Here is a 26,546-nt window from a genome sequence, read left to right on the forward strand (position 1 = left end):
TTGCTTTTTTAATTTAACTTAATTGCAGTAAGACTGCCGTTTGTCTTGAAATCCGTTGTATAGGAAACGGTAGTGGTGGCGGAGAAGGTGCCCGTTGGTCCAGTGATGGTTATCGTAGGAGCGGAGGAATAGCCTGCACCTGCATTTGTGATTTTGATTCCGGTCACTTTGCCGTTCGTTAATAGGGTTGTAGCGGTCGCCGCCGTATGCGTCCATAACTCGCCCTTGCTGCCGTTATAGCGGTAGTAGTTCGATACCTCATCCAGACGGTCGTTGGTAATGCCATAGGGAGCAAGCACCTTGAGCAGAGCGGCTTTATTGGATTGTGCCTGCTCAGAGGTAGGGCCGCCGCTTTCGGTGCCCGCAGGTGTTACACCGCTGAAAGCTTCACGGAATACTTCGGTAGATACGCCAAGCGCGGCAGCTATGAGTACAACGGGTCGGCCATGATCCACAGAATCGGTGTCAAAACCGCCTTCGATCGAGATGGTATAACCGTTCTGATCGGTTGTGCTGATGCCCGTTCCCGATCCAGACCCGGCATGAGCGGATGGCTTAGCTTTTTCAGAAACCGGGGAGGAGGGGGGATGTTTGTCCGGTTTTTTCTGCTTATGGACTTGGGCTGGAGTTGTTGCCTCATTCGTCTTATTGTCGGGGTTGGCATTACTGCCGTTGGCCGTGGTCAATTGAACGGCACCTGCACTCACCGCAAGCAGGATCAGCAGGGTGACGATCGTTTTTTTGGCTTTCATAGGGGGAAGCTCCTCTCAAATGGGGGGATGTTGTTCTGGACTTAGATTAATATAGCTATGTGTCAGGAAGATGTTGAGAGAGAATGGGGGATGGAAACGCCAACCAATCATGATTTTTGCATGTGCGGCCACATAAAAATACACCCTCGCAAACTTAAAGCGCGAAAGTGTATTTTATGATTAAGCAGAATAGTGTTCTATTATAATTACCGATGAAGACTCTACTGATTAAAAATAGGAATCTCTCCGAGCAGATTTTTCAAGTTAATCGCATCCCACGGCAAATGTTCCGTTATGCCTAATCCAACTACATCTGTTTCTTCAGATAGTTGTTTAATTAGCTGTAGAAGTTGAGGCATTTGCATCGTTCCCGCAGGAGAATAAGGATAAGGGGCTTCTGGATTCGCGAACAATAAAGAACGAAATGCTTTGGGATCAAGCACATCTAAATCGAGATGTATCGCTAAGTGCTTAATGCCGCTTTCTTTAATCCACTTCTTTATAGATTCCGTGCTGCTTAATAGCTCAGCGGTGCCTGCGGTTTTAATACCTAGTCTTTGAATCATTTCGGTGTCTGATTCGACAGGGGCTATTCCTAGTCTTTGAAATGCTTCTGAAATTACTTCAAACTCCTGCTCTGTTGGAGCTGCTAATCCCGCAATAAAGACATTTTCAGGCTTTAGAGGGATTTTCACATGTTTGGCGAACTCCTCATCCCCTTCTCCCAACAAATTCCCAAGCGGCAAAGTATGTCCGTTATCATAGCCCACATATCTAACTAGATCACTATGAGCATCGATCCAAATTAAGCCTAATTCCCCGCCGTAGCGTTCGTTCAAATAGGCAAATGGGGCTTGTTCGACTAAGCAGTCGCCACCAAACATGATAATGCGATCTGGCTTATGAGCATTAATGATATGCTGAGCAGCCTCTAATTGTTCAAGCAGCTGTTGTCTCCCTTTTATACCGTTCTCGTTTTCAAGCGGAGTGCCATTATATGCCTGCACGGGCACATGAATAAGGGGTTGATCATTGTCCGGAGCTAGCCAAGCGAGCAGTTCGGCTCCAAAAGAATAGTTAGGGTTGTCGCCGCCTTGCCATTGTGGCATTAACAGGCGTATTGTTTTATTAGTCATGTTTTGTTCTCCTTTACGTCAAAGTAAGGCTAGTATAAACTGAACGTAAATTAAAACGTAGTACGCACTTTATGGATAGGTACTACCCGAAAGGATAGTGTGAATATGAGTATGGCTGAATATAGAGGGAAAGTTAAAAATATTCAAGATACACCTTTTGGTTATACAGTGTCAGTTATTGGTGGTAAATGGAAAATGGTTATCATTTATCTTCTGGCAGAAAACCAGCCGGTTCGCTTTAATGATCTGAAAAGACAGATAGGAACGATTACTTATAAAACATTGAGTTCACACCTTAAAGAATTGGAAGCGGACGGTTTGGTGAATCGGAAAGAGTATCCTCAGGTTCCGCCTAAAGTCGAATACAGTCTTACCGATAAAGCGGAAACGCTATTACCCGTTTTGGAACAGCTATGTGAATGGGGAGAAAAAAACCAAAATAATTAAATCCATTTCAGTTGCCAGATAGGCGTATTTGCAAACCGGAGCCGTGTTGCAGCGCCTTGTGTAGCGCTTATTCGAGGACACTCTCATCTGACTCATCTGACGATTAAAGATTTACGGAAGCGAAGCATGCCATTGTGGTTTAAACATTATTGCGGAGTACACTAATGCTGAAAAACTAATGCTGAAAACACTAAAGTGTAGAAAACGCAGCCTGGGGACGCTCAACTCTTTTCTGAAGGACTGAGGTTCCGCTATTGTGGCTTTTAATCCGGTTTCGGACCTTTTGCGGACAGGAAATCCGCTATTGCCCACATCATCCCCTCAAAATGGCTTCTGGCAGCACATTAGCGTCTCCTGAGTCCGAATCCTGTGCCAAAACCCGTGATTCTATTGAAATAGCCGCCTCTGTGTCCGCCAAGTCGATCATTGTGCAGCGAGGGGGTAAACCCCTGAAAAGCAGCGCATAAGAAATGAAGTACCTAAAGCACATAAAGCTACCTTTCGGTCCTTATGTTTTAATACATATCCATGAGGGATGGCATTTCCCGCAGTAGAGGCAATACGTTTGAGACTAAATTCGGCTTGGATTTAGCTCGTTCATGTTTGCATACACGCCCTAGGCGTGGGCTATTTAATACTTACTTAAGTAGCCATACGATTGCAAAGAAAAGTGCCAGCCAGATGCTGGCTGACCCTAATTAATTGGCAGACGCTAAGATGGCTAGTCTCCTAAATGGCTGGACGCCCCGAAACGGCCTAACGAATGGCTACGGCTGCTTAGGGAGTAGTAGCTGAAACGTCGTTCCCTGCGGTGTGCTGTGCTTCAAATTCAGCTGGCCGCCCATGGCAATGGCAAGCATTCGGCTGTAGGTCAGACCGAGGCCGAGGCCGCCGACAGCAAGCTTTTTACGCTCACCGCGAAAGTATCGCTCGAAAATATTTTTTTGCTCCTCTTCCGATATGCCTGGACCGTTATCCTGCACGATTATTTCATAGCTGCCAGCTGGAAATTGCGAAAGGGAGACATGAATGAAGCCTTGGCCTTGCAGCGCTTGCCTGCTATTGTTCAGCAAATTCACAATAATTTGCTGAATGCGGCTGGCATCTCCGACAGCCAGGAAAGCACCGTTTGGAATATCGGCTGATAGCTCGAGCCCCTCTACAGGATCCAGCAGTCCCCATTGGTATACAATTTCGCCAACTAGCTTGCCGAGATCAAGCGTGTCCTGGCGGACGCTGATTTTGCCGGAAGCGAAGGCATTGAAATCAAGCAGATCAGTGACCATATGCTGAAGCCTGCGTGTCTGCTGCAAGGAAATTTCCAGAAATTCCTCTGCTTCCTCCTCCGCAACCACTTGATCGCGAACGGCATGAATCAGGCCATGAATGGAGGAAATCGGTGTTTTCAGCTCATGGGTCACGCCGGCAAGCAGCTCCGTCCGCAGCTCTTCCAATGTGCCCAGGCGCGCAGCCATCGTCTGGAACGACACCAGCAGGTCGTGTATTTCCTTTTCCTTCACAGGGTTAGGTACGACTACCTGATAATTGCCAGCCTCCATCTGATTCAGCGCTTCAGCAAGCTGCTTAATCGGCCTTCTTAAATTTCGCGACAGAAAGTAGATGATAAGCCAGCCCAGCAAGCCTGAGCCAAGCAGCAGTGAACCGATGAGGCCGTAATTCTGATTAACATGGACTAACTCCTTGTAGTCGTAAGAAATGGCAACCGATCCGATGGGCTCCTCTTTGTTTTTGCCCCATATTGGCGTGGTCAGCGTATATTGATCATCTGATAGGGTGACATTCAACTCACCCGAAAGTGGAGGGAGCGGTGGAGCAGCATCTCTGTCTCTGGGACCCTGTTTAATAAAAATAGCGGTCCCGTTATGATCAAATACGCGCAATGAAAATTGTCCCGGCAGCGAGTAGCGGCGCTGGGTGCGGTCGATCCATTCATAGAAATGGCCCGGAATGACGATTTGTCCACTTTCTTGGCTGACATACTGCGAGGCGACCTGTGCAAAGGCTTTGAGATTTTGCTTCCGCTCATGCAGCGTCTCCTGGCGAATCCAGAAAATCGATACCAAACCAATGATAAGCAGCCCTATGAATAAGGTGAGCACATAGCGAAAAGTCCAGCGGCTGAGCAGCGTTTGGCGGCGATTATTGGGTGTTGGCATACAGCATATACCCCGTCCCCCGCAGGGTGCGGATTTCTCCTTCTTCTGGCGGCCAATGCAGCAGCAGCTTGCGCAAACGCTTGATGGCCAGATCTACCGCACGATCACTGCCCTCATAATCCATGCCCCATACTTTATCGATTAACTGCTCGCGGTAAAAAATCTGGTTCGGATGCTCAGCAAGGAACATGAGCAGCGACAGATCACGGGGAGTAATCGAAAGGCTGGCGCCGTTCAAATAAACGGTGTGTGATTTAAAATCGATGCGAATGCTCCCAAACGTAACCTGCTCCGAGCTGACAAGTGATCGGGGCGGCCGTCTGAGCACCGCATGAATGCGGGCAACAACCTCTTCTGGCTCAAACGGCTTCGTCATATAATCATCCGCCCCTTCGTTAAGCCCAAGAATCCGGTCGCTAACATCGCTTCTAGCTGTCAGCATAATGACGGGACAAGCGCTTTTGTAGCGAATATGGTTCAACACTTCCCAGCCATTCATGCCCGGCAGCATAACATCGAGAATAACGAGCGTAGGAGCTGCCGCATCAAAAGCTTCAATGGCTTCCCGTCCGTTGCGATAGATGCGGCAATCAAATCCCGCCTTGCGTATATAGGCTGCGAGCACCCGGGAGATGGCGTCCTCGTCTTCGACAATCATAATTGTATTCATAAGTCATCCTCCGATGTGGCGGTCTAACATACAGTCACCTCTGAAAAAAAGTATACCGCCTTAGCTAGGGAATGACTATACGCTGCGCTTCATGCTGACACATATTTTAAACGTCCATTGAGTCAGGGGCATGTCGGGGGAGGGATTCCGCCATAATCTTCGCTGCCACCGTATTCATTCAGAATCTTCAGAATTCCTTTAGTTTCCCCCTCACTTTATATTCAGATTTTTTGGATAGCATAAGGACAGTGAAATAAAGGGGGATACGATAGTGATAAATGTAAACAGTTGGAAACAGGAAAAACTGCTTTTTCTAACTAAATTTTTGCGTTCGCCCAGACAAATCGGCAGCGTAACGCCAAGCTCCAAATTTCTCGCGAAAAAAATGCTGGAGTCAGTTCCCTGGAACAAAGCAACGAGTATTGCGGAGTTGGGAGCTGGTACTGGTGCGATAACCAAATACATTCAGGCAGCCAAAAAGAAAGCGACTAAGGTTATCCTTTTTGAAAAAGATCCTTATATGCGTGAACAATTGCAGGAGCATTATCCCGAATTTTCAAGCTATGAAGACAGCAGCTATCTCCAAGCCTCGCTGCATATGGAAGCGGTCAAGCAGTTGGACTGCATTATTAGCGGACTGCCATTTACCAATTTCCCGCAAATGCTGCGAGACAAGCTGATAGAGCAAATTCTCGTATCCCTTAAAGATGACGGTCTATTCATTGCTTTTCAATATTCCTTGCAGATGAGATCGCAGCTTAAAAAGCACTTTGAAATTGAGAAAATTACATTCGTGCCCTTAAACATGCCTCCCGCATTTGTATATGTTTGCCGTAAAAAGGAGGTGCAGTAATAGAAGAGACATCATGAAGAGCAAGCTGGGAGCTTAAAGCTGCTGCTGCGGGTGCTTAAACTCGGCGCAAAACGCATAATGCCCCTGATCATGGTTAAGCCAGATCCGTCCATTGTGCAGCTCGACGATATGTTTAGCAATCGATAGGCCAAGGCCAAAGCCGGCAGGCATCTGGGCATGGTTGCGGGAGGGCTGCATTTTATAAAATCGTTCAAACAACTGCTCCTCCTGCTCCTTCGTTATCGGTTGGCCCATATTTTCAATACTTAAAGTAATTCGTCCTTCTTGAACAAAAAGCTGTACGGTGATTTCTCCGGGCTTCACGGAAAATTTCAAGGCATTCATTAATAAATTGTCGATCGCTCTGACCATTTTTCCAGTATCCATAAGAGCTATGACAGGTACAGCAGGCAACGCTTTTTTTATGATAATGTTCTGTTCCTGAGCTACAGGCTCAAATTCAGTAACAAGCTGCGCCAATAATCTGTTGAAATCGATTTCCTGAAAAGATAAATGGACATCCGGGTCGCTCAGCCGCGTATATTCGAATAAATCGTCAATGAGCTTTTTCAACTGCTGGGTTTTGTTATACGCATTGTCGATATACCTTTCTTGCTCCTGAACATCTTGGAAGGAGTGGGTTTTCAATAAATCCAGATAGCCGATAATGCTGGTCAGCGGTGTTCGCAAATCATGCGAAACGGAGGTGATCAGTTCCATTTTCGATTTTTCCAGCTGTCGCTCCCGCTCCAGCTTGCTTTGCAGTTGTTCCGCCATATCATTGATATTTTGTGCTACATGCCCTAATTCATCTTGGCTGGATAACGGAATCCGGTAGTTTAAATTCCCGAAGGACATTGCTTTGAGGCCATCGGTAATGGTCTTGAAATAACGGATCGTACGGCGGGTCATTAATATGAAGCTGAACCAAAAAGAGAGCACGAAAATGCCTAAAGGCAAAAATTTATAAATAAAACCTGATTGGGGTCGCTGCATGGAATAGATCGTGCTGAATAAAGTAGCTAGTATCAGGCTGAAAATAAAAGCCCAAAGCATCTGGACGCGAATGCTTTTTTTACCGAATAAATAAGCCCATAGCTTATTTTTCAATTTTGTATCCCACTCCCCAGACCGTCTTAATATATTGCGGCTCTCTAGGATTGACCTCGATTTTCTCGCGGATGTTGCGTATATGAACCATCACTGTATTTTCCGAATAAAACGCGGTATGCTCCTTCCAGACGCTTTGATAGATTTTATCGACGTTAAAAACGTGCCCCCGGTGCATCGCTAGCAATTCCAGAATAGAAAATTCAATAGGGGTTAACGATTTTTCATCGCCGCGCACGACAACGCTATGCTGGTCGCGATTAATGACCAAATCATCCATAGCTATTTCAGAGTCATTAATGGCGGGGTTGCTGGAAGAGAAATGCTGCCGCCTGATTTGGGCTTTTACCCGGGCGATCAGCTCAAGAGGGTTAAATGGTTTCGTTACATAATCATCTGCGCCTGTGGAAAGACCCATAATTTTATCTAAATCCTCCCCTTTAGCAGAGAGCATAATGATAGGAACATTCGATATTTCGCGGATTTTGAGGCAAGCCTGAATGCCATCCAAATGAGGCATCATAATATCGAGAATAATCAGATCAATGTTTTCCTGCTGAACCATTTTTAAAGCCTGCGTCCCGTCCGTTGCTTCCCGCACAAGATAGCCTTCGTTCCGCAAATAAATGTGAAGGACGTCGCGAATTTCCTGTTCATCCTCAGCTACTAAAATGGTCATTTTCATGCATCTATCTCCTTTAGCTTTCATATTTGTAGACGCTGCTTCTAGCTTACTTTATAAAGCTTTAGATTTTAATAAGGTAATTCTGAAGTTATTCTGAAGATTAACTGCAGTCAAGTCCCGCCATTTGCAATGGCATTCAGTCAACAAGTTCAAGCAATCGTGACAAATTCGTTACTTATGGCAGGAAAGTGGCGGCACACCTATCGTTAGCACTGGCTTTATGCAGGGCAAATCCCTTATAATGCTAGATAGAAATATTATGGGGGAGTGTATCGCGTGAGTTTAGTAGATGTCAGCAATGTATCGCCAGCGTTATTTATTTTGGGCGTCGTTTTTTTGCTGCTCATTTTCGGATTGCTGAGCTTTGGCATTTTACGTATGTTCGGGCAGCGGTTCCGTTCCGGTTGGATATGCATCGGTGGGGCAGTTGTCAGCTTCGTTGTATTTATGTGGATATTAAATCGATGGTTCCTGTAGCTGAGGGAATTTGCGGTTAGAGGAGGCGTCGATATGTTTTGGACAGCGGTATGGTTTATCATCAATATGTTTTTTGTCACTTCATTAATTTTATTTCTTTTTATGCAGCGCTCTTATACGCTTGCCAAGCTGGAAACAGGCAACGAGGACAAGCTTCGCAAGGCGCACAAAATACGACTGACGTTTGGGATTATCAGCCTGATTTTGTTTGTGGCCATGGTCGCGAGCTTCCTTATTAATATGCGGTTGAACGGTTAAAAAAGCAGCGGCAGGAAGGCTCTCATTGACGAGAGTCTTTTTTTTCGGCATTATGGGAGAAAGAGATTTCAAAGGCAGGAGGTTTGTCGCATGAGTACACATGCACATACGCATACCATTGAAGATATTGTGAGAATCATGTCGAGCCAAGGACTGCGCATTACCGACCAGCGCAAGACGCTGGCCAAGCTATTCGCAGAATCGCCAGGCTACTTGGCCCCTAAGGACGTTTATGAATACATGGGAAAGTCTTATTCCGGGCTTAGCTTTGATACCGTATACCGCAACTTGCGTGTCATGGAGGAGCTGGGCGTGCTGGAGCAGGTAGTGTTCGAGGAGGGCGTCAAGTTCAAGCTGCATTGCCGCGAGCATGACCACCACCACCATATGATTTGTCTGAACTGCGGCAAAACGTACCCGATTTTATGCTGCCCAATGGAACAGACGACTGCGCCCGCTGATTTCCGAATCGTTAAGCACAAGTTTGAAGTGTTCGGTTATTGTAAAGACTGTGATCAGGAAGAAGCAGCAGCGCAAAGCTAATGGAAAAAAGACCTGTTGCCAGACGTGTCGCTCAGGCGCCGATTCATTTTTACCGCAAAGCGATTTCACCGCATTTGCCGCCCTCCTGCCGCTTTGCTCCAACATGCTCCGCCTATGCGCTGGAGGCTATTGAGAAGCACGGCGTGCTCAGGGGCTCATGGCTTGCAGCGCGGCGGATTAGCCGCTGTCACCCGTTTCACGCTGGAGGCTACGATCCGGTTCCTCCCGTAAAGGGCGGGAAGCAGAGCGAGGGCGATCAGCCTACTTGACAGAAGGGCTGGCTGTTCGGTATATTTTGTCATATATGAGTCTGATGAATGGATAAGTACAATGGAAGCTGCGTTGCAGAGAGCCGGGCAATAAGGTGCGAGCCGGTACGGGCAAAGTTGGAAGATGGTCCTGGAGGATCTGCTTTTGAGCAGCGCGCTGCCCTAGGTTTGACTAGGCGGAAGCGGGTAAGAGAGCAGCGTTTGACCGGCGTTAACGGTATTGTCCGCCTTCAATCGGCGGCACACGAAGCCATTGCGCTTTTTTCTGCGAATCAGGAGAAGATGCAAGGGGAATTTGGGTGGTACCACGTGAGTTTTATACTCTCGTCCCATGATGGACGGGAGTTTTTTGCGTTTTTATGTGTTTTTAGAATGAAAATTTGGGAGGCTGCTGAAATGGCGAATGACAACAAAACATTTTATTTGACTACGCCGATTTATTATCCGAGCGACAAGCTGCATATTGGGCATGCGTATACGACGGTGGCGGGCGACGCGATGGCAAGATACAAGCGGCTGCGCGGCTACGACGTCTGGTTCCTGACTGGAACCGATGAGCATGGGCAGAAAATCGAGCGCAAAGCACAGGAGCAAGGCAAGACGCCTCAGCAATTCGTTGATGATATCGTTGTCGGCATAAAAAGCTTGTGGGCGAAGCTGGAAATTTCCAATGATGATTTTATTCGCACGACGGAGGAGCGCCATAAGAAGGTCGTTGAGAAAATTTTTGACCAGCTGCTGAAGCAAGACGATATTTATAAGGGCACATATGAAGGCTGGTACTGTACGCCGTGTGAATCCTTTTTCCTGGAGCGCCAGCTTGAAAACGGCAATTGTCCGGATTGCGGACGCCCGGTCGAGCTCGTAAAGGAAGAGAGCTATTTTTTCCGGATGAGCAAATATGCAGACCGCCTGCTTAAGCTATATGAGGACAACCCTCATTTTATTCAGCCGGAATCACGCAAAAACGAAATGATCAACAATTTCATCAAGCCGGGCTTGGAGGATCTAGCCGTATCGCGTACGACGTTCGATTGGGGCGTTAAAGTGCCAGGCGATGCGAAGCATGTCATCTATGTGTGGATTGATGCATTGTCCAACTATATTACGGCGCTTGGCTATGGCAGCGATGATCCCGAGGCTGCGGCTAAATATGAGCGCTTCTGGCCGGCGGATGTCCATCTCGTGGGCAAGGAAATCGTTCGTTTCCATACGATTTATTGGCCGATTATGCTCATGGCACTCAATCTTCCGATTCCGAAAAAAGTATTTGCCCATGGCTGGCTGCTCATGAAGGACGGCAAAATGTCGAAATCCAAGGGCAATGTTGTGGACCCGGTTATGCTGATCGACCGTTATGGCCTCGATGCTGTCCGCTATTATTTGCTGCGCGAGGTGCCTTTCGGCGCCGATGGCACGTTTACGCCGGAAAACTTCGTCGAGCGCATTAACTTTGATCTTGCCAACGACCTCGGCAATTTGCTTAACCGTACCGTTGCGATGATTGATAAATATTTTGACGGCGAGATTCCAGTTTATGCCGGTCAAATTACGCCATTCGACGCTTCGCTTGAAGCGCTGGCGCAGGATACGATTGCTTCTGTAGAGGCTGCTATGGAAAACATGGAGTTTTCCGTAGCGCTCGCAGCGATCTGGCAGTTCGTCAGCCGGACGAACAAATATATTGATGAGACGCAGCCGTGGACGCTGGCGAAGGATGAAGGCAAGCGCGCGGAGCTGGCTGCGGTCATGCAGCATTTGGCGGAAGCGCTGCGCATCACATCGATTATGCTCCAGCCGTTCCTGACGCATGCGCCGCGCGAGCTGTGGAAGCAGCTCGGCATTGAGCCGGGCGAGCTGACGTCATGGGAGAGCATGCGCACATTCGGGCAGCTGCCGGCAGGCACGCGGGTGCAGAAGGACAGTCCGCTGTTCCCGCGCCTGGAGACGGCGGATGAGGTTGCTTTTATCGCAGCCGAGATGGGCGGCGGCGTTGCCAAAGCGGAAGCTCAGCCGGAAGCCGCGCAGCAAGCGGCTGGCGCTGGAGCGGAAGGAGCCGCAGCAGATGCGGCTCCGGTAGAAAGCAAGGAAGAAATCGGCATCGACGATTTCGCCAAGGTAGAGCTGCGAGTGGCGCAAGTCATTGCTGCCGAGCCTGTGAAGAAAGCCGACAAGCTGCTGAAGCTGCAGCTCGATCTCGGTTATGAGCAGCGCCAGGTCGTTTCGGGCATTGCGAAATTTTATACGCCGGAGTCGATTGTCGGCCGCAAGGTGATTTGCGTGACGAACCTGAAGCCGGTGAAGCTGCGGGGAGAATTGTCGCAGGGGATGATTCTGGCTGCGTCGCACGGCGACCAGCTTACGCTGGCGACGGTGCCGGACGATATGCCAAATGGCGCTGTTGTGAAATAAAAGGAATTGCAGTAAAGCAAGCAGCATAAGAGAGAACCGGGCGGAGCTATTCCGCTTCGGTTCTCTTTTTATCATACGAATGAAGCGGAAGCGGAATAGACACACAACTGCCATACTCGCTTAGCAATCTGCTTAGAAGAGACTGGGAACATGCGAATAGCAGTTGACAGTGATGCCAAGCACTCGTATAATCTGAACGTAATCATAACGATTAGCAAGTTGAAACGGCTGTCGCCGTCCTTTGGCTTAAGAGCGCGTTTCACTACGAGAAATATAAGCCTAATGATAATTGTAAAACTTATAAATTCTTATATTTTAAAAGAAAACGGTTTTCACAGAAATGGAGCATTTGCGAAATGAAAAAGGTATTTTCAAGCAAGAAAATAACGGCTATGGCCGCTTTATTGTTGTCGGTTGTTCTTGTGCTGTCCGCATGCGGCAGCAATTCGAAGTCTTCTATCGTAGAAGGCAAGACGAATGTCGTAACTAGTTTTTATCCTCTCTATTATTTCGCTTCCGAAATTGGCGGTGAATATGTCAATGTCGTCAACCTCATCCCGGCAGGAGTGGAGCCGCATGATTGGACGCCGAAAAGCCAGGATCTCAGCACCGCTTCCAAAGCGCAGCTGTTTCTGTACAATGGTGCAGGGCTGGAAGGCTGGACGGACAGCTTTCTGAAAGGATTGCCTAACGATCAGACGATTATTACGGCCGAAATGAGCAAAGGTATCGAACTGATTCAAGGCAATTCAGAGGAAGAGCATGAGCATGATCACAGCGCAGAAACGGCAGAGGAGCATGCGGATCATGAAGAGCATAGCGACGAGGCAGACGGTGCAGCTGCTGACGAGCATGATCATGAGCACGCTCTCGATGTCGATCCGCATACTTGGGTCAGCCCCAAATCGGCAATCATTATGGCTGAAAATGTGAAAAATAGCCTCATTCAAGTGGACAGTGCCCACAAAACCGAATATGAGGCGAACTACGAAGCGCTGCACAGCAAGCTTGCAGCACTCGATGCGAAGTTCGAGCAGGAGCTGTCCAAAACGACGATGAAGGATATCGTAGTATCCCATCAGGCGTTTGGTTATTTAGCCCGCGACTATGGCTTGACGCAAACGGCAATAATGGGATTATCGGCTGATGCTGAGCCTAGAGCGCAGGATTTGCTGAACATCGCCAAATTTGTGAAGGAACAAGGCATTCGCTATATTTTCTTCGAGGAGCTTGTATCTCCGGCACTTGCGGATACGCTCGCGAGCGAAGCGAAGGTAGACACCTTGATGCTGAACCCAGTAGAAGGACTGACGCCAGAGCAGGAGAAAAATGGCGATACCTACATTACGCTGATGGAAGCGAATTTGCAAAATCTTCTGAAAGCACTGCAATAAGGAGCTGCGAGGAAATTAACGGCATTTTATTTCGTGGCAGCCTCTAGGTAAACGGCGCTTTATAAATGATATAATCAGGGAAGTATAGCAATATAGTAAAAAGCAAGGGAGGTTGACAGGATGCAACAAGTGACAGAGAGGCTGCCAGAAGCGGACTTGCTTTCCAGCCCGGCAGGAGACTGCCATCAGGATATTATATCGCTGGAGGGCGTTACCTTCTCCTACCAGCAGCAGCGCGTCATTACCGGACTTAATTTGAGCGTTCGCGAGCGTGATTTTATCGGGCTGATTGGCTCGAATGGCGCGGGAAAAACAACGCTGCTCAAAATGATTGTCGGCTTGCTAAAGCCGGAGAGCGGCGTCATTCGTTTGTTCGGCGAGCCGGTAGGCCAGTTTAAGGCATGGGAAAAAATCGGTTATGTGCCGCAAAAAAATGCGTTTAATCCCCTTTTTCCAGCGACGGTTCGCGAAGTGGTGCTATCGGGCCTTTACGGCCGCAATAAGCTGTTTCGCCGTATTACGAAGAGCGATCACTTAAAGGCAGATGACGCCCTGCATGCGATGAAAATCGAGGATTTGGCGGATAAGCGGATCGGCCAGCTGTCCGGCGGCCAGCAGCAGCGTGCTTTCTTGGCGCGGGCGCTTATTAACAATCCGTCGCTGCTTATTTTGGATGAGCCTACCGTGGGGATCGATGCTGAGACGCAGGAAAGCTTTTTCCATATGATCAAGCATATGCATCAGCATCACAATATCACCTTCCTCATGGTGTCCCATGATATGGAGATGATCCGTACTTATTTGGGGCTGCATCAGGCAGCGCAAAGCGGCAAGCTGAAGTTTTACAAAAAGCATTCGCATGATTTGCAAAATTGTGCGCAAGATGATCTGACTCACAGCCTGCGCGGGCTTCGTCAGGAAATGGATAGCAGAGAAGAGGTTGTTCAGGTTGGAGATCGTTACTAGCGAATTTTTTCAAAGGGCGCTGATTGGCGGCGTGCTTATCGGAGTGACAGCGCCGCTAATGGGCATTTTTCTCGTGCTGCGCCGTTTGTCCATGATCGGCGATACGCTGTCGCATGTATCCATTGCGGGCGTTGCGCTTGGTTTCTTAATTGGGGTATATCCGGTTGCAGTAGGCCTGCTGTTCGCTGTTGCAGCTTCGTTTGCGATTGAAAAGCTGAGGAAAGCTTATAAATCCTATGCCGAACTGTCCATTGCGATTATTATGTCTGGCGGCGTTGCGCTGGCTTCGATTTTGTTCACGATGGGCAAGGGCTTTAATGTCAATGTTACAGGCTATTTGTTTGGCAGCATTTATACGTTGAGCAACATCGATTTAATTACGATTGCCGTAGTAACGGTTATCGTTCTTGTAGCCATCAGGCTGCAGGTGAAGGAGCTGTTTTTGCTCACTTTTGATGAGGATGCAGCAGCGGTGAGCGGGTTGCCCGTCCGTTTTTATAATGTTATGATTAGCGTGCTAACCGCGCTTGTCATTAGTGCTTCCATCAAAATTGTTGGAGCGCTGCTAGTGTCTGCACTGCTGACGATTCCAGCGGCTTGCAGTCTTATTATTGCGCGCAGCTTTCGGCAGAGCATTATTACCGTCGTCATTATTGGTGAAATTGCCGTTATTTGCGGCTTGATGATTGCAGGGGTTTGGAATTTGGCTCCGGGCGGCACGATCGTGCTTCTGCTCATTGTTATTTTGCTGGGCCTCTTGCTGTTCAAGCGGGGAATAAGAACAGGGAGTTAATCAAAATCGAGGTGCTGTACGGTGAACGATCTTAATATTTGGCTCGCACTCGGGGCTGGCTTTGCCTCCTTCATCTCCCCATGCTGCTTGCCCTTGTATCCATCTTATTTATCTTACATAACCGGCATTTCCGTCAGCGATCTCAAAAATAATGAGCATACGAGCAAGCAAATGCGCTCTCGCACGATGCTGCATACGCTGTTTTTCATTATCGGCTTCTGTACGGTGTATTACACGCTTGGCTACGGCACAAATGTGTTCGCGGAAACGTTCAGCGAATACGAGCCGCTTATCCGCAAATTATCGGCAATATTAATTGTGCTGATGGGGCTGTTTCTGCTCGGCGTTTTTCAGCCGCAATTGCTGATGAAGACGCGCAAGCTGCCGTTTGATCCTTCGAAAAAAACCGGCTATTTAGGCTCCTTTATTTTTGGCATCGGTTTTTCGGCCGGGTGGTCGCCTTGCACAGGACCTGCCTTAACGGCGATTCTGGCTTTGGCGGCATCCGAGCCGAATACCTGGTTTAAGCTGACTACGGCTTATGCTTTAGGCTTTGCCATTCCGTTTTTCGTATTGGCTTTTTTCCTAGGCTCAGCGAGATGGCTGCTGAAATATACGAATACGGTGATGAAGGTCGGCGGAGCGATTATGATTGTGCTCGGCATTATGCTCTTCACCGATCAAATGACGCAAATTACGTCGTGGCTTAACCTCATTACGCCGGATTGGCTGAAGTTTTAAGTGAAATATTCAATTTTTGCTTGTGGAAAATGTTCAAAGATGCGCTCTGATATAAACAATCGGAGCGCATCTGCTTGTTCTGTAGGGTAGACATATTTTCCTTGTCCCCAGCGGCCCCATTTGTATTTGCGCTTCTCAATGTCCATTTCCAGCTTCGTACGCGGATAGCGGCGCTCGATCACGTTTTTCGCTGTTTTCGTAAAACGGTGCTGGATAAGCTCAAAAGTTAGATCGGCTTGCTTGGCCTCTTCAGGCAGCGCCGCTGCAAGCGATGCGAGCAGCTCGGCGTAGCCTTCCTCCCAGCCCTCATGCCAGATAATCGGCGCAATGATAAAGCCGAGCGGATAACCGGCTTTAGCTACTTTGGCTGCTGCTTCAATTCGCTGCTCGAAGCGGGAGGTGGCCGGCTCGAAATTTTTGATCACATATTTGCTGTTGACGCTGAAGCGAATGCGGGTATGGCCATTATGCTTAACATCCAGCAAAGAGTCGACATGATGGAATTTCGTCACGAAGCGCAGTCTGCCTAGCGGCTGCTCCGCCATAAATTCAATCAGCTCGCGCAGGCTGCCCGTAATGGGCTCCAGCCCGACAGGATCGGACGTACAAGCGGCTTCGAAGCGGGTTATTTCCGGTGCCCGCTCGTCGATGTATTGCTTGGCAGCGCCGATAATTTCATCGATGTTGACATAGACGCGAATATAAGGCTTGGCGCCAAGCGTCGTCTGCAAATAGCAATAATGGCAATGTGCCATGCAGCCAGTGGCAATAGGAATGGCATATTCTGCGGATGGCTTGGACGTATCGAAAGTTAGCGTTTTGCGAAGACCTACAACGAGCGTACGTTTGGCAATTCGATATTTCTCAAGCTCGGTTTCACCGGGCAAATTGGTAATCCGGTTATGTGAGCTGGTCATGCGGAAAGGAATGCCTTCCTTTTGCACCCAGTCATAAATGCGCTTGCCTTTCGGATAATTAAGCGCATCCGGTTCAAAATAGACGAGCTCGGGAACGAAGGATAAGCTCTTCAGCGCTGTTTTTGGACGCTCCTCTATAGTGGAAGCCATGAGCGGCACCTCCTGTGCTTTGTTGCTTCAAAGAAGAAGCTTAAGTTATAATGTGCGACAAGTCAGCGGGCTTCAAACTGGGAATTGCAAGGTGAAACGGCCGAAAGCCTTCCTCTGGCGGCGCAGCGCGTTTCAGTCCGAGAAATATAAGCCTAATGATAAATGTGAAACTTATAAATTCTTATATTTCAAGAAATGCCGTTATCGCTAATGCCATTAATTATTGCGCGGCCGGGATTGTCCTTAAGGTTGCAGACAGGTTTCAAAACAGTGTATGATACTAGAGTAACGCCGAGGAAACAAGGTGAAAGAAGTTGGGTTAGGGGGTTCTTCAATGCCGACACCGAGCATGGAAGACTACTTGGAACGAATTTATAAGCTCATAGACGAAAAAGGTTACGCGAGAGTGTCGGATATTGCGGAAGGGCTGGAGGTTCACCCTTCGTCAGTGACGAAGATGATTCAAAAGCTCGATAAAGATAACTATTTAATTTATGAGAAATACCGTGGTCTTGTATTAACGACAAAAGGGAAGAAGATGGGCAAACGGCTTGTGGAGCGCCACCATCTGCTGGAATCATTTCTGGCCATTATCGGCGTCCAAGATGAGAATATTTATCAGGATGTTGAAGGCATTGAGCATCATTTAAGCTGGGATTCGATTACCTGCATCGAGACGCTCGTCGCATTTTTCGAACGTGATCCTTCCCGATTGGACGACCTTAAAGCGGTTCGCGCCGAGCTCGATAATGAGTGATCATGCAAATATGAAGTGAAACGCAGCATGATGTGCAATTACACGCAAAAAGAGCGTGACCTCCAAGAAATCGAGGTCACGCTCTTTTTTTGTGCGGTGGGCCAGCTGTTATCGCGGGCTACAGTGGCTTAATGATACTTCGGCAGATCATCATCTTCCTTGCCGCCTTCGATAACACGGAACGGCGTACGCTGCGATTTCGGGCGTTTGGCAGGCTGTGAGCGGTTGCCAGGGCGCACCTGAGGCGAAGCAGAGCCGGAACGGCCTCTCCAGCGGTCAGGCGGGAACTTGTAAAGCACATAAATGAGGCCGAATACGATTATCGGGATAAGGAATGAACGCATATCGGTCAAAACGCCATAAATAACTCCGATGCCAAGCAAAGACATAATAATAATTGCCGGCACGCTCCATTTTTTAGGCCTGTTTGCCATAATCATTCCGCCCTTACGCTTTAATATTGGTCATTTGTTGATCAAGCTCGCGCATCCGGTTGAAGGAAGCGATGGATACGGCAACCTGGTCGTCCTTCGGTTCTTTCGTTGTCAGCAATTGCAGCCACAGGCCCGGGTAGCCGAGATAGCGCAGCACGGGAATGTCGCGCATGGCATTTGTAATGCGCAGCACCTCATAAGAAATGCCGAGAACGATAGGGAGCAGCAAAATGCGAATGTAAATTCTTTCCCAGATGGAATCCCAAGTGAAGAAAGGCAGCGAATAAATAATAACGCCGACAATGACGGTAAAAATAATAAAGCTGCTGCCGCAGCGATAGTGCAGGCGGCTGTATTTTTGCACATTGCTGATCGTAAGCTTCTCGCCAGCTTCATAGGCGCTAATTACTTTATGCTCGGCGCCATGATATTGAAACAGTCTTTTGATAATCGGCGTAAGCGACATCAAATATAAATAAGCAAGCAATAAAATGATTTTGATAAGTCCTTCTAATAGGTTATGACCGACTTTGCTCTCAAATACATTGCTGAACAATAGTTCTTCCAGCGCAGCGGGAGCTGCGGTGAAAATCAGCTTGCCGAAAATAAACGACAGCACGCCTGCCACGGCAACACCGACAATCATGCTGAGGCTGAAGCCGGATTTTTGCTCCTTCTCAGGCTTCGGCTGTGCTTCGGGATTTTTGGCGGCTTCTTCCTTCGCCTCATCCTCCGCGTAATTTTCCATAGAAAAGTTCAGATGCTGCGAGCCTTTGGCGCTGGAATCTATTATGCCGACAACACCGCGCACAATCGGAATTTTCTTCAGTTGCTGGATCCAGCGCTTCGTCGTCCGCGGAACCTCATAAAAGATGATTTCGTCATTTTTTCGGCGAACAGCTGTAACATTGACATGGCTTCCTGCGAACATGACGCCTTCAATGACAGCTTGTCCTCCATAGATGCTTTTTGGCTTTTGCGACAAGTGTTGGTCACCTTCCTTAAAAGTGTATCGTCCCGATCAGGTGACGAATCATTTTTTTCATTTTCTTGCGAATAGTTCTATTGTACTTGATCGGTGCGGCAATTGCCAACGTTTGAGCTGCTTGGGCAAACCAGAAACAGCTGCCAACAGAGGCGGTTACTTCTATGCTTTTTTTCACATACTAAATCATGGCTTCTTTTATCTAGAAGGCGACAGGTGATCACAAGCTGGAGGCGAAGGAAACGATGGCAGAAAATAAACAAAACAAACGGACCGCCGGAAAAGGCGGCAATCCATATGAAGGCAAGCATCATACGAATATTTGGACGTATTGCTTATCGACGGGCTTTTTTGCCGGCTTGATTTGGGGCATATTGCGCTGGTTTTTTTATGAAATGAAATTTACAATGGAGCTGCCAGGCATAATGGCGGACCCGTTTTTTCGCTCCTCCTTTTTGAAGTCGGGCTGGGGCATAGTAGTAGGCATTGGCTGCTACATTGTTTTTTCAATAATGGCTGCACTGCTATACGGCCTGCTGTTCCGCAAGCTCAAAGGTCCATGGCCTGGTGTGCTCTATGGGCTCGCCTGGTGGGCGATCGTTTTTCTTGCTGTAGGGCCGATGCTGCATGTGACTCGGACGGTGTGGAAAACAGGCTGGAATACGCTTAGCGCCGAACTATGTGTCTTTTTGCTATGGGGTGTTTTTATCGGCTACACCATTGCTTTTGAATTTACAGACGAGGCGTCCCGAGAGCCTGTACAAGCAAGCTGAATAGTTGTCCCTTCTCAAGCGGCGGGCATATGTGGTAAAATGGCAATTGATCTTTGTCTTTAGCATTGATTTGTCCGTTAGGGAGGTGTGCAAATGCTCAAAATTCTGGTGCTTAATGGCCCGAATCTGAATATGCTTGGTGTTCGTGAGCCAGGAATTTATGGATCGGCTACGCTTGCTGATATTGAGGCTAACTTGCTGGAGCAGGCGAAGGGTCTGAATGTACAGCTGGATTTTTTCCAATCCAACCATGAGGGCGCGCTTATTGATCGGATACATAGCGCTTATGGCGCAGAGGATGGCATACTTATTAATCCCGGAGCGCTTACGCATTACAGCTATGCGCTGCGCGATGCTTTAAGTACGGTAGCTCTTCCTGTAGTTGAAGTGCATTTGTCCAACATACATACGCGCGAGGCATTCCGTCACGTGTCGGTTATTGCACCTGTAGCGGTCGGGCAAATTGCCGGCTTCGGTCCACAGAGCTATGAGCTTGGCCTTGCGGCACTTGCTCGTAAGCTGAAGATGACTTAAAAAACGGAAAGGGGATGAACATAAATGTCAAAGGAAAGAGTGAATCGCTTGCGCAGCGCCCTTACGGAGCTGGGTCTGGAAGCTATTCTTATTAACAGCGAATACAATCGCCGTTATATAAGCGGATTTACAGGCTCCTCTGGTATGGTCCTCATTACGTTAAGCGACAGCATTTTGCTGACCGATTTCCGCTATATGACGCAGGCTCCTGAGCAGGCGATCGGCTATGAAATCGTTGAACATGCGCCTAAAGCGATGGAAACGGTGAAAGAGCTGTTGAAAGCGAGAAAAATCAGCAAGCTGGGCTTTGAGCAGGAGCACGTTGTTTACGGCGAATTCGCTGATTGGACAGCTGTGCTTGGCGGCATTGCCCTTCATCCAGTAGCGGGGCTTGTTGAAGGCCTGCGGATGATCAAGGACGAGTCGGAGCTGCAAGTGATGCAGGAGGCTGCTGATCTAGCGGATGCGACATTTACGCATATCCAGAAGCTGCTGCAGCCTGGCGTGAAGGAAAGCGATATCGCGCTGGAGATGGAAATTTTCATGCGCAGCCATGGTGCTCATTCCTCTTCGTTCGAGACGATCGTAGCGTCCGGAGAGCGCTCAGCCTTGCCGCATGGCAAAGCTAGCGAGCGGGTTATCGGCAACAATGAATTCGTGAAGCTGGATTTCGGCGCTTATCTGAAAGGATATTGCTCTGATATTACGCGTACGGTTGTCGTTGGTACGCCAACGGACAAGCATCGCGAAATTTATGACATTGTGCTGGAGGCACAGCTGAATGCGCTTGCTCATATCCGTCCGGGCATGACTGGACGTGAGGCGGATGCTTTGACGCGTGATGTCATCACGAAATATGGCTATGGCGACAAGTTCGGTCACGGCACCGGACACGGACTCGGCATGGAAGTGCACGAGGCTCCGCGTTTGTCCAAGCTTAGCGAAACGATTTTAACCCCCGGTATGACGGTAACGGTTGAGCCTGGCATCTATCTCCCCGGTTTCGGCGGAGTACGGATCGAGGATGACATCGTAATTACGGACACCGGTATTAAAATATTAACCGCATCGACTAAAGCGTTTCTTACTTTAGGCTAAGTTGTGGTAACAGCGGTAAACGAGCACGATCAAGCTTGCTATTTTTCTAATCCCAGGAGGTAATCAGCAGTGATTTCAGTAAATGATTTTAAAACAGGATTGACAATTGAAGTAGACGGAGACATTTTTTCCGTAACCGATTTCCAGCACGTTAAGCCAGGCAAAGGCGCGGCATTCGTGCGCTCCAAGCTGAAAAACCTCCGCAACGGCAACGTTGTTGAGAAAACATTCCGTGCAGGCGAATCGCTAGCTCGTGCGATCATCGAAAACCGTGCTGTACAATACTTGTACAACTCCGGTTCCGAGTACACGTTCATGGACAACGAAACGTATGACCAGTTCGAACTGAACGAATCGCAGCTGGAATGGGAAATCAACTTCCTGATCGAGAACATGACGGTCAACATCTCCAGCTACCAAGGCGAAATTATCGGTATCCAAATGCCGAACAGCGTTGAGCTGAAAGTTATTGAGACGGAGCCAGGCATTAAAGGCAACACGGCAACCGGCGCAACTAAAAATGCAAAGCTTCAAACGGGACACAACGTACAAGTTCCATTGTTCATTAATGAGGACGATGTGCTGTTGATCGATACTCGCGAAGGAAAGTACATCTCCCGCGCATAGGAGATGGCAATGAGCTGCTTCAAGGGTGCAATTGACCCTTGGAGCAGCTTTTTTTTGCTTACAATATTATCAAGCAGTTTTCCTAACTATTTATCACTAGAGCGGCAGCCAAAAATGAAAATCGAGAGCGAAGGAGAAGGGAAAGAATGGCGAAGCATTATGTCGTTGATATCGCGGCACATCGAAATGTATATAATCATAGTTCTAGAAATATGAATTTATATTTTAGTGAACCAGAAAATGGTGTTAATGCGGAGACAGGTTTGCTTCTTTTTATTTCTGGTTATGGGGGGCATGCCAATTCTAATGTGTACAAAAAGATGCGTGATAAATTTCCAGACCAGTACAATTTCGTATGTATACAATGTGATTATTTTGGCTGGGAGTATATGCAATCAGAGCAGAAAGAAGAAACATTAGATTATTTTAATGACATGTCAATCATGCAGGCTCTGGATAATATCACTGCTGTACTTATGGTTATCGCCATATTAAAGGATAACGATCTGTCATTTAACGAAAGAAAAATTGTTGCTTATGGTCATTCGCATGGGGCATATCTAGCCTATTTATGTAACCGATTTGCTCCTCTTTTGTTTTCGGCCATTATCGATAACTCCGCTTATATATATCCTGCCTACTTGGATTACGGGCGCGAGATCAACGGTGTCGAGTTCACCTTTTTGGCCAGAAAAGTAGTTATTTTCCCTGAACTATATGATTTGAGAATCCTTTATAGCAACTTTGAAAACAAAGCAAAAATCATTTCCTATCATGGGGAAGATGATGCTCTTGAGCCAATAGAACGCAAGGAAGCGTTAGTTGGCCATATAGACAATTGTATTTTTAATCGAATTAATAAAAAGGATCTTAATACAGATGGTCCATTCGGTTCAACTGGGCATGGTTTGAAGGCAGACTTTCTTAAAATGTTCGATTACGTAATATCTAATTATGTATTGGAAAAGGAAGCTCCTTACATGCTACAGAATACGCTATTTCAAATTGGAGAAGTCAATCTAGATTTTAATTACGAATTAGGGCTGGTTGCGTTTGAGATGAGCAAGGATTATACAATGCAAACGTTAATGCTTCACTCTATTCAGAATAATATTCAAAGTGCCATAGATCTAGCGATGAAATATGGGTCCGTAAGCAGCTTTTTGGAAGAACAACGATCGATTGCAGAAATTGTTATTAAGCTTGAAGAAATCAAAGGAGCTTTTCAAATGGGTTAAACTTCACACGAACTTCTCATTTTTATCGCAAAAAGCATTGATGTACAAAGGCTTACTATTGTAACATTCAATATAATAGTTAAGCTCATGCAGCTAGCGATGACGTAGAGGAGTAGAGTGAATGGCAAGAAAAAGCTTTGTTTTTCTGCTGGCAGCCTGTTGGTTTTTGCTGGTGGCCTGTGGTACGGGACCTGAGCCGCATGCAACGAATCAGCCAGCTGCAAGTTCGGGGGAAGCGGCAGCTGGTGGGCAAAACTCTCTGAAGGCTGTTCAAGCAAGCGGGAAGCTGCGTATAGGAACGGAAGGAACGTATGCGCCTTTTACTTATCATGACGAAAACGGCAAGCTTGTCGGATTCGATGTAGAGATAGCTGCAGAAATTAGCAAGCGTATTGGCGTGGAGCCTGAATTTATTGAAACGCCATGGGCTGATATATTTGCGGGACTTGATGCGGGGAAGTTTGATGTTGTTTTTAATCAAGTCAGTATTCGGGACGATCGGCTGGAGCAATATTATTTTTCCGATCCTTATATTTACTCCCATATTGTGCTCATTGTGAAACAGGATAACACGGATATTAAGAAGCTTTCTGACTTGAAAGGGAAAAAGGCGGCACAATCGCTGACAAGCAATTTGCTTGATATTGCACAGCGGTATGGTGCGGAAATTGTGCCGTCCAAAGGCTTTGATGAAGCGATTTCTTTGCTGCTGTCCGGTGACGTGGATGCCACGGTTAATGATGGGTTAACGTATTTAGAATTATTGCATCGCGACCCGGAGGCGCCGCTCAAAATTGTCGATGAAATGTCGGAGGCAACGGCAAGCGGCGCTTTGTTTACGAAAGGGCATGATGAGCTTGTTATCGCCGTCAATCGGGCGCTTGCGGATATGAAAAAAGACGGTACATATTTGGAAATTTCAACAAAATATTTTGGCACCGACGTTTCCAAATAGCAGGCTGAAGCTGTGAAGGTTGCTTGTATTTTTGTGATGGGATATACCCAGATGCACGATGGTTGTGCTATAATATTGACTTGCATGTATATGTCAAGGTTGGGAGTGAGTCAGCTTTGTCGTTGATAGTGATGAAGTTTGGCGGAAGCTCGGTGGGAACGCCGGAGCGGATGCAACGGGTAGCAAAACGAATTATTGAAAATAGGCAGGCGGGAAACCGCGTTGTTGTTGTCGTATCTGCAATGGGGGATACAACGGATGATCTGATCGACCAATCGAAGCTGCTTAATCCTAATCCGCCAGCGCGCGAAATGGATATGCTGCTTACGACAGGCGAGCAAATATCGGTAGCGCTTTTGTCGATGACGATTCACCAGCTGGGACACCACGCTGTTTCGTTGACAGGCTGGCAAGCGGGAATCCGTACGGATGCTGTACACAGCAAGGCGAAAATTACAGATATTCGTACTGAGCGCATGATCAAGGAGCTGGATGCGGGCCATATTGTTATCGTAGCCGGTTTTCAAGGGATGTCCGAGGAAGGCGACATTACGACGCTGGGACGTGGCGGCTCCGACACGACAGCAGTAGCACTGGCAGCTGCGGTTAAAGCGGATGTGTGCGAAATTTACACCGATGTGGATGGCATTTATTCGACCGATCCGCGCGTTGTCAAATGCGCTCGCAAGCTTGATGAAATTTCGTATGATGAAATGCTGGAGCTTGCCCATCTGGGAGCTGCTGTGCTTCATCCGCGTGCGGTTGAATACGCAAAGCATTACAATGTAAAGCTGGTCGTTCGTTCAAGCTTTACCTACAACGAAGGTACAAGTGTAAAGGAGGAAGTAACGATGGAACAAGGCGCTGTCGTTCGCGGTATTGCATTCGATAAAAATGTAGCTAGAATTAGCATTCTGGGCGTTCCAGATTTGCCAGGCGTGCTCGCGACAGTATTTGGCGCACTTGCAAATAATGGCGTGGATGTAGACATTATTGTGCAAAGCGGCGTACAGGACGGCACAGCCGACTTCTCCTTCACGCTTTCGCTCGATGATAAAGACAAAGCGGTTGCAGTCATTGAAAATCTGCACGGAGAGCTTCCGTACAACAAAGTGACTTCTGAAGAAAACCTGGTTAAAGTTTCAATCGTCGGTGCTGGCATGGTCAGCAATCCAGGCGTTGCTGCAACGATGTTCGCAGCGATTTCAGGTCTTGGCATCAGCATTAAGATGGTCAGCACTTCTGAAATCAGACTTTCCTGCGTCATTGATGCTGAGCCGCTGCAAGAAGTGGTGCGTGCGCTGCATACGGCATACGGTTTGGATACAGCTGAGCAAGCTTTCGTTGGCGGGCCGCAGGACCGTCGTTAGACGGCTTGTTTTAATGTAAGAAACATGTAAGAGAAATCAAAAAGGCAAAGGAGCAAACGCTCTTTGCCTTTTTTTGCATATATGGAGATGTGCAGAGTGGTAAGATTAAGTACAATTAGATATGATTAATCAAAATGGAAGGGGTTCCAATGTGGCGTTCTTAAATGAAATAGTTTGGGCTGAGAGCACGAGCTTCATGAATGAGTTGCTGAAACAAGAACTCGCCTGCAGCAGCATGCCGGCTGGACTGGAGGCCCATGTGTGGAAATATTCGTCCGTTACGGACAGCTTTGTTTTAAAAATATGGGACAAGGATTCCGATCCAGATGTTCAATTTCAATACGTCCTGCTGCAAGCGCTTTGGAACATAGGCATTTCTGCTTCGGCAGCATATGGATGGGGACACACCGCTTACGGCCATAAGGCGCTGTTAACCAGCTATGATGGCAGCCCGCTCTCCCAAATAACGAATCAGCAAGTTGAGCAGTTGGCTCAATTATTGTTGGACATCCATAAAGTATCCGTCCAGGAATTAGATCCCCTGCTTCATAGGAAATACGATTTTATCCATTATTTTTACCCGCAAATCGAAGAGCATCAAGACATTGAAGCGGAATTAACAGAGCTAATTAATGGTTCAAATATGCAGCAAAATAAGTTTATCCACGGTGACTTTAATTTAGGCAACGTAGTAGAAAATCAAGGGAAATACACGATCATTGACTGGACCAATGGGCAATTAGGGGATGTCAGGTATGATTTTGCCTGGACGAGTTTTTTAATTTATTTATACAAGGGGGAACCATTAGCCGCGGTATTCCAAAATGCATATTTAGCTCAAAGTGATTTTGATAAAGAAGAAGTTCAAAGGTTTGAAGCCATTGCGTGCCTAAGATGGTTATTGCTCTATCGATTCGCACCAGTCCCTAAAGATGAGTCAACGATCGAACGGATCAATCGCAAAATAATGAAAAATAAATTTCTCAATAATGCGCTTGTGCTGGAGTAGCAGCCTAAAGCGAGAC

General features: G+C 47.5%; 29 protein-coding genes. 20 read left to right on the forward strand and 9 right to left on the reverse strand.

All coding sequences use genetic code 11. The annotated features are described in order from the left end of the window. Positions 1–8: 8 nt before the first annotated feature. Positions 9–752 carry a hypothetical protein gene (locus tag BBD42_RS21480; RefSeq protein WP_099519811.1) on the reverse strand — a complete coding sequence of 248 codons (744 nt, stop codon included), beginning with the start codon at positions 750–752 and terminating at the stop codon, positions 9–11. A 221-nt stretch (positions 753–973) separates the two neighbouring features. Next, a complete protein-coding gene (locus BBD42_RS21485) occupies positions 974–1,888 on the reverse strand; it encodes an arginase family protein (RefSeq protein WP_099519812.1) in 915 nt (304 codons plus the stop codon). A gap of 105 nt (positions 1,889–1,993) precedes the next feature. Here BBD42_RS21485 and BBD42_RS21490 point away from each other — a divergent pair, with 105 nt between their 5' ends. After that, the gene (locus tag BBD42_RS21490; protein ID WP_099519813.1) at positions 1,994–2,335 is read left to right on the forward strand and encodes a winged helix-turn-helix transcriptional regulator; all 342 of its coding nucleotides are present in this window, start codon (positions 1,994–1,996) and stop codon (positions 2,333–2,335) included. 767 nt (positions 2,336–3,102) lie between these two features. On the opposite strand, the gene BBD42_RS21495 is transcribed toward BBD42_RS21490, so the two are convergent. Together BBD42_RS21495 and BBD42_RS21500 are read right to left on the reverse strand one after the other, a co-directional pair. After that, on the reverse strand, positions 3,103–4,512 hold the full coding sequence (locus BBD42_RS21495; RefSeq protein ID WP_099519814.1) for a HAMP domain-containing sensor histidine kinase: 1,410 nt from the start codon (positions 4,510–4,512) through the stop codon (positions 3,103–3,105). Then, positions 4,496–5,182 carry a response regulator transcription factor gene (locus BBD42_RS21500; protein ID WP_099519815.1) on the reverse strand — a complete coding sequence of 229 codons (687 nt, stop codon included), beginning with the start codon at positions 5,180–5,182 and terminating at the stop codon, positions 4,496–4,498. Before BBD42_RS21500 ends, BBD42_RS21495 begins: the two co-directional genes overlap by 17 nt. Positions 5,183–5,453: 271 nt before the next feature. On the opposite strand from BBD42_RS21500, the gene BBD42_RS21505 reads away from it, so the two are divergent. Further along, positions 5,454–6,035, forward strand: coding sequence for a class I SAM-dependent methyltransferase (locus tag BBD42_RS21505; protein ID WP_481855894.1), 582 nt, complete (start codon positions 5,454–5,456; stop codon positions 6,033–6,035). A 33-nt stretch (positions 6,036–6,068) separates the two neighbouring features. Here the strand turns inward: BBD42_RS21505 and BBD42_RS21510 are convergent, their stop codons facing one another. Together BBD42_RS21510 and BBD42_RS21515 are read right to left on the reverse strand one after the other, a co-directional pair. Then, the gene (locus BBD42_RS21510; RefSeq protein WP_237163190.1) at positions 6,069–7,145 is read right to left on the reverse strand and encodes a HAMP domain-containing sensor histidine kinase; all 1,077 of its coding nucleotides are present in this window, start codon (positions 7,143–7,145) and stop codon (positions 6,069–6,071) included. Beyond that, positions 7,135–7,830 carry a response regulator transcription factor gene (locus BBD42_RS21515; protein ID WP_099519816.1) on the reverse strand — a complete coding sequence of 232 codons (696 nt, stop codon included), beginning with the start codon at positions 7,828–7,830 and terminating at the stop codon, positions 7,135–7,137. Before BBD42_RS21515 ends, BBD42_RS21510 begins: the two co-directional genes overlap by 11 nt. Before the next feature lie 276 nt (positions 7,831–8,106). On the opposite strand from BBD42_RS21515, the gene BBD42_RS21520 reads away from it, so the two are divergent. The 9 genes from BBD42_RS21520 to BBD42_RS21565 all read left to right on the forward strand — a co-directional run bounded on the left by BBD42_RS21520 (position 8,107) and on the right by BBD42_RS21565 (position 15,683). Continuing rightward, a complete protein-coding gene (locus BBD42_RS21520) occupies positions 8,107–8,307 on the forward strand; it encodes a hypothetical protein (protein WP_046231914.1) in 201 nt (66 codons plus the stop codon). A 33-nt stretch (positions 8,308–8,340) separates the two neighbouring features. Then, positions 8,341–8,565, forward strand: a complete 225-nt coding sequence (locus tag BBD42_RS21525) for a hypothetical protein (protein WP_099519817.1) — start codon at positions 8,341–8,343, stop codon at positions 8,563–8,565. Between the two features lie 90 nt (positions 8,566–8,655). Then, positions 8,656–9,108: a Fur family transcriptional regulator gene (locus BBD42_RS21530; protein ID WP_099519818.1), complete on the forward strand. Its 453-nt coding sequence runs from the start codon at positions 8,656–8,658 to the stop codon at positions 9,106–9,108. Next, on the forward strand, positions 9,108–9,377 hold the full coding sequence (gene yidD, locus BBD42_RS21535) for a membrane protein insertion efficiency factor YidD (protein ID WP_099519819.1): 270 nt from the start codon (positions 9,108–9,110) through the stop codon (positions 9,375–9,377). The genes BBD42_RS21530 and yidD overlap by 1 nt, the downstream gene beginning before the upstream one ends. A gap of 396 nt (positions 9,378–9,773) precedes the next feature. Beyond that, a complete protein-coding gene (gene metG, locus BBD42_RS21540; RefSeq protein ID WP_099521744.1) occupies positions 9,774–11,789 on the forward strand; it encodes a methionine--tRNA ligase in 2,016 nt (671 codons plus the stop codon). Between the two features lie 356 nt (positions 11,790–12,145). Then, positions 12,146–13,183 (forward strand): metal ABC transporter solute-binding protein, Zn/Mn family, encoded by a 1,038-nt coding sequence (locus BBD42_RS21550; protein WP_099519821.1) that lies wholly within the window; start codon positions 12,146–12,148, stop codon positions 13,181–13,183. Positions 13,184–13,303: 120 nt separating this feature from the next. After that, entirely contained in the window at positions 13,304–14,149 is an 846-nt protein-coding gene (locus BBD42_RS21555) for a metal ABC transporter ATP-binding protein (protein ID WP_099519822.1), read from the forward strand. Then, complete coding sequence (locus tag BBD42_RS21560; RefSeq protein ID WP_099519823.1) at positions 14,133–14,942, forward strand: metal ABC transporter permease; 810 nt, start codon at positions 14,133–14,135, stop codon at positions 14,940–14,942. Before BBD42_RS21555 ends, BBD42_RS21560 begins: the two co-directional genes overlap by 17 nt. A 21-nt stretch (positions 14,943–14,963) precedes the next feature. Further along, positions 14,964–15,683, forward strand: coding sequence for a cytochrome c biogenesis CcdA family protein (locus BBD42_RS21565; RefSeq protein ID WP_099519824.1), 720 nt, complete (start codon positions 14,964–14,966; stop codon positions 15,681–15,683). Here the strand turns inward: BBD42_RS21565 and splB are convergent. Beyond that, complete coding sequence (gene splB / locus BBD42_RS21570; RefSeq protein ID WP_099519825.1) at positions 15,680–16,750, reverse strand: spore photoproduct lyase; 1,071 nt, start codon at positions 16,748–16,750, stop codon at positions 15,680–15,682. The genes BBD42_RS21565 and splB overlap by 4 nt on opposite strands. A gap of 334 nt (positions 16,751–17,084) precedes the next feature. Here splB and mntR point away from each other — a divergent pair, with 334 nt between their 5' ends. Next, positions 17,085–17,507, forward strand: coding sequence for a transcriptional regulator MntR (mntR, locus tag BBD42_RS21575; protein WP_056029020.1), 423 nt, complete (start codon positions 17,085–17,087; stop codon positions 17,505–17,507). 128 nt (positions 17,508–17,635) lie between these two features. On the opposite strand, the gene BBD42_RS21580 is transcribed toward mntR, so the two are convergent. Continuing rightward, entirely contained in the window at positions 17,636–17,941 is a 306-nt protein-coding gene (locus tag BBD42_RS21580) for a hypothetical protein (RefSeq protein WP_099519826.1), read from the reverse strand. A 13-nt stretch (positions 17,942–17,954) separates the two neighbouring features. Continuing rightward, positions 17,955–18,872, reverse strand: a complete 918-nt coding sequence (locus BBD42_RS21585; RefSeq protein WP_099521745.1) for a DUF1385 domain-containing protein — start codon at positions 18,870–18,872, stop codon at positions 17,955–17,957. A 299-nt stretch (positions 18,873–19,171) separates the two neighbouring features. On the opposite strand from BBD42_RS21585, the gene BBD42_RS21590 reads away from it, so the two are divergent. The 8 genes from BBD42_RS21590 to BBD42_RS21625 all read left to right on the forward strand — a co-directional run bounded on the left by BBD42_RS21590 (position 19,172) and on the right by BBD42_RS21625 (position 26,530). After that, positions 19,172–19,699: a YqhR family membrane protein gene (locus BBD42_RS21590; RefSeq protein ID WP_099519827.1), complete on the forward strand. Its 528-nt coding sequence runs from the start codon at positions 19,172–19,174 to the stop codon at positions 19,697–19,699. 93 nt (positions 19,700–19,792) lie between these two features. Next, positions 19,793–20,233, forward strand: a complete 441-nt coding sequence (gene aroQ / locus BBD42_RS21595) for a type II 3-dehydroquinate dehydratase (protein WP_099519828.1) — start codon at positions 19,793–19,795, stop codon at positions 20,231–20,233. Positions 20,234–20,257: 24 nt separating this feature from the next. Further along, positions 20,258–21,331 (forward strand): M24 family metallopeptidase, encoded by a 1,074-nt coding sequence (locus BBD42_RS21600; protein ID WP_099519829.1) that lies wholly within the window; start codon positions 20,258–20,260, stop codon positions 21,329–21,331. Between the two features lie 69 nt (positions 21,332–21,400). Beyond that, the gene (efp, locus tag BBD42_RS21605; protein ID WP_099519830.1) at positions 21,401–21,958 is read left to right on the forward strand and encodes an elongation factor P; all 558 of its coding nucleotides are present in this window, start codon (positions 21,401–21,403) and stop codon (positions 21,956–21,958) included. A gap of 146 nt (positions 21,959–22,104) precedes the next feature. Next, positions 22,105–23,196, forward strand: coding sequence for a DUF2920 family protein (locus BBD42_RS21610; RefSeq protein ID WP_099519831.1), 1,092 nt, complete (start codon positions 22,105–22,107; stop codon positions 23,194–23,196). Positions 23,197–23,317: 121 nt separating this feature from the next. Then, a complete protein-coding gene (locus BBD42_RS21615; RefSeq protein ID WP_099519832.1) occupies positions 23,318–24,151 on the forward strand; it encodes an amino acid ABC transporter substrate-binding protein in 834 nt (277 codons plus the stop codon). A gap of 116 nt (positions 24,152–24,267) precedes the next feature. Further along, positions 24,268–25,521, forward strand: a complete 1,254-nt coding sequence (locus BBD42_RS21620; protein WP_099519833.1) for an aspartate kinase — start codon at positions 24,268–24,270, stop codon at positions 25,519–25,521. A gap of 121 nt (positions 25,522–25,642) precedes the next feature. After that, positions 25,643–26,530, forward strand: a complete 888-nt coding sequence (locus BBD42_RS21625) for an aminoglycoside phosphotransferase family protein (protein WP_099519834.1) — start codon at positions 25,643–25,645, stop codon at positions 26,528–26,530. Positions 26,531–26,546: the final 16 nt, after the last annotated feature.

Origin of the sequence: Paenibacillus sp. BIHB 4019 (assembly GCF_002741035.1) — a bacterium.
In the GTDB taxonomy this organism is placed as follows: domain Bacteria; phylum Bacillota; class Bacilli; order Paenibacillales; family Paenibacillaceae; genus Pristimantibacillus.

Bases quoted from the DNA above. Each gene is read 5' to 3' on its own strand.
- BBD42_RS21480 (WP_099519811.1), bottom strand. From the start codon at position 752: ATGAAAGCCAAAAAAACGATCGTCACCCTGCTGATCCTGCTTGCGGTG.
- BBD42_RS21485 (WP_099519812.1), bottom strand. From the start codon at position 1,888: ATGACTAATAAAACAATACGCCTGTTAATGCCACAATGGCAAGGCGGC.
- BBD42_RS21490 (WP_099519813.1), top strand. From the start codon at position 1,994: ATGAGTATGGCTGAATATAGAGGGAAAGTTAAAAATATTCAAGATACA.
- BBD42_RS21495 (WP_099519814.1), bottom strand. From the start codon at position 4,512: ATGCCAACACCCAATAATCGCCGCCAAACGCTGCTCAGCCGCTGGACT.
- BBD42_RS21500 (WP_099519815.1), bottom strand. From the start codon at position 5,182: ATGAATACAATTATGATTGTCGAAGACGAGGACGCCATCTCCCGGGTG.
- BBD42_RS21515 (WP_099519816.1), bottom strand. From the start codon at position 7,830: ATGAAAATGACCATTTTAGTAGCTGAGGATGAACAGGAAATTCGCGAC.
- BBD42_RS21525 (WP_099519817.1), top strand. From the start codon at position 8,341: ATGTTTTGGACAGCGGTATGGTTTATCATCAATATGTTTTTTGTCACT.
- BBD42_RS21530 (WP_099519818.1), top strand. From the start codon at position 8,656: ATGAGTACACATGCACATACGCATACCATTGAAGATATTGTGAGAATC.
- yidD (WP_099519819.1), top strand. From the start codon at position 9,108: ATGGAAAAAAGACCTGTTGCCAGACGTGTCGCTCAGGCGCCGATTCAT.
- metG (WP_099521744.1), top strand. From the start codon at position 9,774: ATGGCGAATGACAACAAAACATTTTATTTGACTACGCCGATTTATTAT.
- BBD42_RS21550 (WP_099519821.1), top strand. From the start codon at position 12,146: ATGAAAAAGGTATTTTCAAGCAAGAAAATAACGGCTATGGCCGCTTTA.
- BBD42_RS21555 (WP_099519822.1), top strand. From the start codon at position 13,304: ATGCAACAAGTGACAGAGAGGCTGCCAGAAGCGGACTTGCTTTCCAGC.
- splB (WP_099519825.1), bottom strand. From the start codon at position 16,750: ATGGCTTCCACTATAGAGGAGCGTCCAAAAACAGCGCTGAAGAGCTTA.
- mntR (WP_056029020.1), top strand. From the start codon at position 17,085: ATGCCGACACCGAGCATGGAAGACTACTTGGAACGAATTTATAAGCTC.
- BBD42_RS21580 (WP_099519826.1), bottom strand. From the start codon at position 17,941: ATGGCAAACAGGCCTAAAAAATGGAGCGTGCCGGCAATTATTATTATG.
- BBD42_RS21585 (WP_099521745.1), bottom strand. From the start codon at position 18,872: ATGTTCGCAGGAAGCCATGTCAATGTTACAGCTGTTCGCCGAAAAAAT.
- BBD42_RS21590 (WP_099519827.1), top strand. From the start codon at position 19,172: ATGGCAGAAAATAAACAAAACAAACGGACCGCCGGAAAAGGCGGCAAT.
- aroQ (WP_099519828.1), top strand. From the start codon at position 19,793: ATGCTCAAAATTCTGGTGCTTAATGGCCCGAATCTGAATATGCTTGGT.
- BBD42_RS21600 (WP_099519829.1), top strand. From the start codon at position 20,258: ATGTCAAAGGAAAGAGTGAATCGCTTGCGCAGCGCCCTTACGGAGCTG.
- BBD42_RS21610 (WP_099519831.1), top strand. From the start codon at position 22,105: ATGGCGAAGCATTATGTCGTTGATATCGCGGCACATCGAAATGTATAT.
- BBD42_RS21615 (WP_099519832.1), top strand. From the start codon at position 23,318: ATGGCAAGAAAAAGCTTTGTTTTTCTGCTGGCAGCCTGTTGGTTTTTG.
- BBD42_RS21625 (WP_099519834.1), top strand. From the start codon at position 25,643: ATGATTAATCAAAATGGAAGGGGTTCCAATGTGGCGTTCTTAAATGAA.